Source organism: Erwinia mallotivora, assembly GCF_000590885.1.
Classification (GTDB): Bacteria; Pseudomonadota; Gammaproteobacteria; order Enterobacterales; family Enterobacteriaceae; genus Erwinia; species Erwinia mallotivora.
The window spans coordinates 1-5,719 of record NZ_JFHN01000009.1; the positions used below are offsets into that span (position 1 = coordinate 1).

Annotated in this window: 6 protein-coding genes and 1 pseudogene; all 7 read right to left on the minus strand. The window is 47.5% G+C overall.

Annotated features, from left to right (window positions below; genetic code table 11):
- Positions 1 to 442: 442 nt before the first annotated feature.
- The gene (locus tag BG55_RS21300) at positions 443 to 1,201 is read right to left on the minus strand and encodes a hypothetical protein (protein ID WP_052018624.1); all 759 of its coding nucleotides are present in this window, start codon (positions 1,199 to 1,201) and stop codon (positions 443 to 445) included.
- 161 nt (positions 1,202 to 1,362) lie between these two features.
- Positions 1,363 to 1,740: a DUF3592 domain-containing protein gene (locus BG55_RS00080; protein ID WP_034932790.1), complete on the minus strand. Its 378-nt coding sequence runs from the start codon at positions 1,738 to 1,740 to the stop codon at positions 1,363 to 1,365.
- 182 nt (positions 1,741 to 1,922) lie between these two features.
- Positions 1,923 to 2,042: pseudogene (locus BG55_RS22375) on the minus strand (contractile injection system protein, VgrG/Pvc8 family); the annotation flags it as partial.
- Positions 2,043 to 2,174: 132 nt separating this feature from the next.
- Positions 2,175 to 3,242, minus strand: coding sequence for a hypothetical protein (locus BG55_RS00090; protein WP_034932793.1), 1,068 nt, complete (start codon positions 3,240 to 3,242; stop codon positions 2,175 to 2,177).
- A 22-nt stretch (positions 3,243 to 3,264) separates the two neighbouring features.
- Positions 3,265 to 3,699 (minus strand): hypothetical protein, encoded by a 435-nt coding sequence (locus BG55_RS00095; RefSeq protein WP_034932796.1) that lies wholly within the window; start codon positions 3,697 to 3,699, stop codon positions 3,265 to 3,267.
- Positions 3,700 to 3,718: 19 nt separating this feature from the next.
- On the minus strand, positions 3,719 to 4,786 hold the full coding sequence (locus BG55_RS00100; protein WP_034932797.1) for a PAAR domain-containing protein: 1,068 nt from the start codon (positions 4,784 to 4,786) through the stop codon (positions 3,719 to 3,721).
- 31 nt (positions 4,787 to 4,817) lie between these two features.
- Positions 4,818 to 5,719 (minus strand): type VI secretion system Vgr family protein (locus tag BG55_RS00105; RefSeq protein ID WP_034932801.1); only part of this gene is annotated, 902 nt, incomplete at its 5' end.

Genomic DNA, 5,719 nt, shown 5'->3' on the forward strand with positions numbered 1-5,719 from the left:
CTCAGCAGCTGCACGGTGATTTCAAAGGCCTCTGACAGCGCCTCGCGGCCGTTCAGTTTCCAGAACAGCAGGCCGTCTGTCGGCAGATGTACGGTGATACGATCAAACATGGTATGTCCCCTGACCGGGCCCGGCAGACGCCGGGAGAGTAACAAAGATTGAAATTGTGGATTGAGCAGTCATGCGCTTTACGATGAGGTTTTAATCAGGGCCACAAACGGGGCAGTTGGCATAAAAATTACCGCCATCGAAACAGATGTGGCTGACGCTGTCAAAGCCTGAAAAACGTCATCCTCTGCATCTCCGCTGTCGGACTGGCGGTGCTGACCTCGTCGGTAAAGGCTGAAAAACTACGGTTAAATACTGTGAATGAACAGGTAAGGTGTCGCGATGGCCCCATTAACGTGCCGGAAGCAACCCCAGGGTACAGAATAAGCCGGACTCAAAGCTGGCTCAGGGGACACCAGTTGTCATCACCTTCAGAATCCAAAGGGCTTCCCTCTGCATTATAAATTTCAATCGATTCGGGTAAGACAGATTCTGTGGTCATAAATCCATATTGCTCTGCCTGATCCTTTACAAGGTGATTGACAGCGTCACGTTTGACCCGAAGCACGCTGGATTTTATCTCGCCGCCATGATGCCCGGTGTAGCTCTGATAACAGGGTTTCATGTCTTTGCCGGTAAAAAAGTAAATATGCTCAGACGTCACGCGCTCCTCAATAGCGTACTCAAGATGAGAGATTTCTTTGGCAAACCGGCACAACACATGCCCGGGCATGTCACGAAGCATGTCGTCTGCCAGCTTCTTTATATTCTCCCGCTCTTTCAGATATCCTCCAGGAGGGCATTTTCCGGTGATCTGCGGAAAGTTTTCACGATAGAATTTCTTTTCGACATCACTCAATTTTTCGTAAGCGTCATTACGATTCGTATTAATATCCAAGGATAAAGGAAACGGCCTGTAGATTTTATTTTTAATTTGCTCCGCCGTATAACCACGAGCAATCGCATAAGAGAGCGGTGACGTCAGCTTGGAGCGGATTTTTATTTGCATATTCTTCTCACGCTCCGAAGCAAAAGCGCCCTCGCTTCGGGCAATGGATGCCCCTGATAACTTTGCAGCAGGTATCAGCCCCTGTGTTTTGATATGGTCAAATGCAATACGTTTTTTAGTAATGTGATACAAGTATTCAACCATTCGTGATTACCCTGGTAGGTATGAAATTAATTTTTCCAGCCTGAAAGGAGAAATCTGCCTGCGTAAATCCCTGGCCGATAAAACAGAAAAAAACTTAAAAATAAAATCAATACAACAGTTCAGAAATAGCAATCTCAGGGCCGGGAATTCCCTCGGGAAACTCACAGCTTCTTTTTTTTCAGCAAGGGATTCGGTATATCGACTAAAACCCTGCCCGGATTACTTCTCAAATATCTGATATTCACTTTCTCACCTGGCTGATATTTTCCTGTATCCATAGCATTAATAACCGCATCGGCTTTGCTATTGACTTCGCTACCCGTGTCGGTAGAAAAGCGGAATGCCAGAGTGATATTCATATATCCGCCCCCCCCGGAACGGCTTCTGACATCGGTAATTACCGCCTGCGTACTCACGCCATTGTTTGCCAGCTCATCTTTTTCTTTTTTATTTTTTGAATCCCTTATCAGAATAGAGATGATGGCGTAAGCAAATACCGCCAGCACGGCAATAACAATCAGGTTGGCAACAATCTTCATCATATCTTCTTAAATAACCATAAACAGTCCGGCTGCTTTCAGACTCATTGCCAGCGTGTCGAACCCGATACCGGCCACACGCGTTTTAAAGCCATTATCATAATGAGGAGTAACAGGATTATTCTCCATTTTTAAACCAGTAATCCCAATACTCAACGGCGCGACAGAGATATCAAGCCCTTTAATATCAGTGTTGTCGCCCTTCGCAAGAAGAAGTAAATCCCCTCCAGCTCCATCAGCCGCCGGATAAAGTCGAAGCTGCTCTCCTGGTGCTGCACGCCGTACTCCCACACCCGGTAGCTCAGTTTCCAGCACAGCAGGCCGTCTGTCGGCAGATGTACGGTGATACGTGAGAACAGGGTGAGTTTCGGAACAATACTTACAACCTGAGAATGACATTTTCTATGAGCCGCAAACAATGCTGTATCTGTTGATTATTCCTTGCCAATACTTATTGTAGAGAGAATAATTTCCATACATCTTTTGTTTATTTCGAAATGATAATCTTGCGCATTTCTCTGCCTGCCGACAAGTTCAGCATAACACCACATACCTGACTGGTTGAAAATATACATCTGATAGAAAGCACGCATTTTTTCTTTCTCACTGTATATCTCGCCAGAGCAGGTTTCAAACACAGCACCGGATGCTTCGTTGATTTCGTTAGGCAGCGGCTCAATCTCATTGGCAGTAAGAGTAAGGCCATTTTCAGGCTGGTGAAATCTTTCACTGGCTTTATCGTAAACGTGTCCAGCAGACGGAAAGTCCGCCATCGGATAGAAATAAAGATTAATTACACCGTAATTTATGTTTTCGATCGTATGCTCAATAACCAGACGGTTGACGGCCAGTGCTCTGGCCTTCCAGGATGCGGGTATTTTAAGCGTGCCATGTTTATTCAAATCAACGGTGGATAATAATTCTGCCATCGCTAAATTACTGCGATGCGAAAGATCCCAGTTAACGGCGGTGATGTAAATATCATTTAACAGGGCCGCATAATCATGACTGGCACAGGATGCTTTCAATAAAAAATAATTCCCTCCACCTTGCTGCGGATTGTAATCTTTCTGCACCGTATAACGCGAAATGACCTCATCACCCGACTCATGCTTTCTTACAGTGAGCACATCAGCAAAAATACCGTTGCCTGACGGTTTACCTGTAAAACGGCGCTGCAACACTCTCTCGCCCATTAAAGCAAGTTTTTTAAATAACCAGTCTGAGGCATTCATTTCCCACTGGCAGTGTTCATACCCTACCCAAACCTCCAGATAGGGTGAATTATCGGTAGTCAGGTAACGTCCGATATTGGTCAGGCTGACCGCCGGAAAATCAACCGCATTAATTTCGGCTGGTTTCAGACTCTGTGAAAGAACCACCCAATAGTTAAGCATTTCTTCCGGTGCAGAGGTATAAAGACACTTCCAGAAGCGTTGTTGCATTTCTTCTTCGGTATACGCTGATGCAACCGGAAACGCATCACTCATTTCAAGGTTCATAGTGCTCCTCAGGGCCAGCTAATTACGCCAGCCAGATTCCATAAAAAATCAGCATACTTCCACAGGACACCACGCATTTTGCAAGAATAAGCAGAGGTGATGAGAATTTATTCGCCAGAGATGACAAACCGTTATAGTTTTCCTGATTATATTTCTGGTGAAAACCCATAATTCTGCTAAATATTTCACAAAGCATGACCACTAAAAACTTCATACCTAAAACAACGCTTAAAGACGCACCGAATTTGGATGTCAATTCTTTCGCCGTACTCAAAGAGAGACCCGACCATACCGACATTAAAAATTTCAGCATAAAACCAAAAATAACGGTCAAAATCAAAACACCGATAAATTTAAGGAAAAACAAAAGCCAGTCTTTCTTGTTAAAAAAATCCTTTCCAGCCCACAGATACCATAACGTAATAAAAATAAAGAAAATAAAACCTGTCGTTCTCATTGCTTAGCCTTTATTAAAATCAATTACCCACCAAAACAGTTACGCACCCGGTTGTGATAGTGCCATCACCATTGTCCGTAGATTTCTTTGCCTCAGCGGCTTTGGTTTCATCATCAAAAATCCAGTCAGTGATCTTCTCGAAGATCAGCTTAACCTCAACATCGCCTTTTAATCCTACAACGGCCGCCAGTTCACCTGAAACTTTCAGGTTGAGTGAATCATTGGTCGTATCCCAATAACCGGTGACGCCTGCGGCAGCCCCCGCTGAACCGGCCGTTGCGCCAAGCTTGCCGTTGGCCACCACAATGCCATATAAATCAACGTTGGTCACCGCTTCCGCTTTGAGCGCTGCGGCTTCGGCTCCCGCTTCAGCACTGAATCCATATCGCCCGCTGTTTCCACTGTAAACCTCTGAAACAGCTTTCGCCTCTGCCGTTCCGATAATCACATCTCCGGCCAGACCTCCGTAAACGGTCCCTTCTTTTCCCATGCCGCCACTGGCACCGTATTGCATTCCCACTGCCGTAGCGCTGGTATTGATTCCTGTAATACCGTTTTCACCGCTGAAACCATAATTCGTCTCTGAAGCATTTACCGTAGCAACCTTAGCGCGCATCTCTCCTCTGAACAGATCGCTACTTTTAAGATTACCGACGGTGATATCTGCAACGGCGAATCCCGCCGATGCCGTATCATAGGTGCCATCTGCGGTTTTATCCTGCAAACTGGTGGTAGCACTCAGCACGGTTGCGTCAAAATGATCTCCGTGTATTGTGCCATCTTCACCGGCTTTTTTTGCCAGTGAACCTCCCCAGTATTGAGGAGGTGCCGTCTGAGGTTTCTTTTCCACCGCTGCGCCGGACAAATTACATTGCGTTTTGTCTCCCTGACGAGCCAGTGGCAGTCCATTCACGAATACGCTGCCAGAGCCACCCACGATAATGCCGCTGCCATGAACTGAACAACCGACAGGATCATTTTTTCTTGCGGCGGGAAACCCGCCGATGATGACATCAGGACTGCCTGACTGAACCGGGCCACTATGTGCTGCTTTATCAACCAGTGCTCTGGCGGCAGGCATTCCCATGCCACTTCTCCTTTTCCGAAACTGTTAACTGTTAACTGTTAATTTTGATGACCGCACCCTTGATATCGGTGAGGTTCGTACCGGTGATTGCCACGCCATCGCTTGCTTTTAGTTGCGTATTAATACCATCGCCCAGCACAGTTAGCTTTTTGCCGGTTAGCGTGGCGATATCCTCGCTTTGTGCCAATATATTTCCTGATTTAACCTGAATTTCAATCGCCTCAGGGGTGATCAAAATATAGTTATCCTTAACTTTTAATTTAATGCTGGTATTGGCTTCCAGCAGCGCATTGCCTTCTTTATCGAGGGTCAGGACCGTTTCACCTTTGCCAACATTAATCACCTGCTTAATACCGGTGTTACTTACTGAATTTGCGCCAACGTCAACCTGAAGATTACGTTTCACCGTCACTTTTTCATCGCGACCAATGGCTTTTCTGCGATCGACACCCACCGAGTGGGTTTCATTGTTCTTGACGTGGGTGTCCATGTTCTTCTGCGCCTGGATCCACAGCTGTTCCTCACCCGCCTTGTCCTCAAAGCGCAGTGCATTGGCAGTATCTTTGTGCCCGTCCTTGCTACGGCTCAGAAAACCCATCTGCGTCGCCGCTGCCGGCAGCGCCCACGGCGGCATATTGCCGTCGTTGTACACCCGCCCCGTCACGATGGGACGGTCCGGGTCGCCGTTGATAAAGTCAACCACCACCTCATCCCCCACACGCGGAATTTGCACCCCGCCGAATCCCTGGCCCGCCCACGCGCTCGACACCCGCACCCAGCACGAACTGGTGTCGTCTCCCTTCGCCAGGCGGTCCCAGTGGAACTTCACCTTGATGCGCCCGTATTTGTCCGTCCAGATTGACTCCCCCTTCGGGCCCACCACCTTCGCCGTCTGCGGGCCGTGCGTCCTCGGCCACGCCGTCTCCGGCGGCG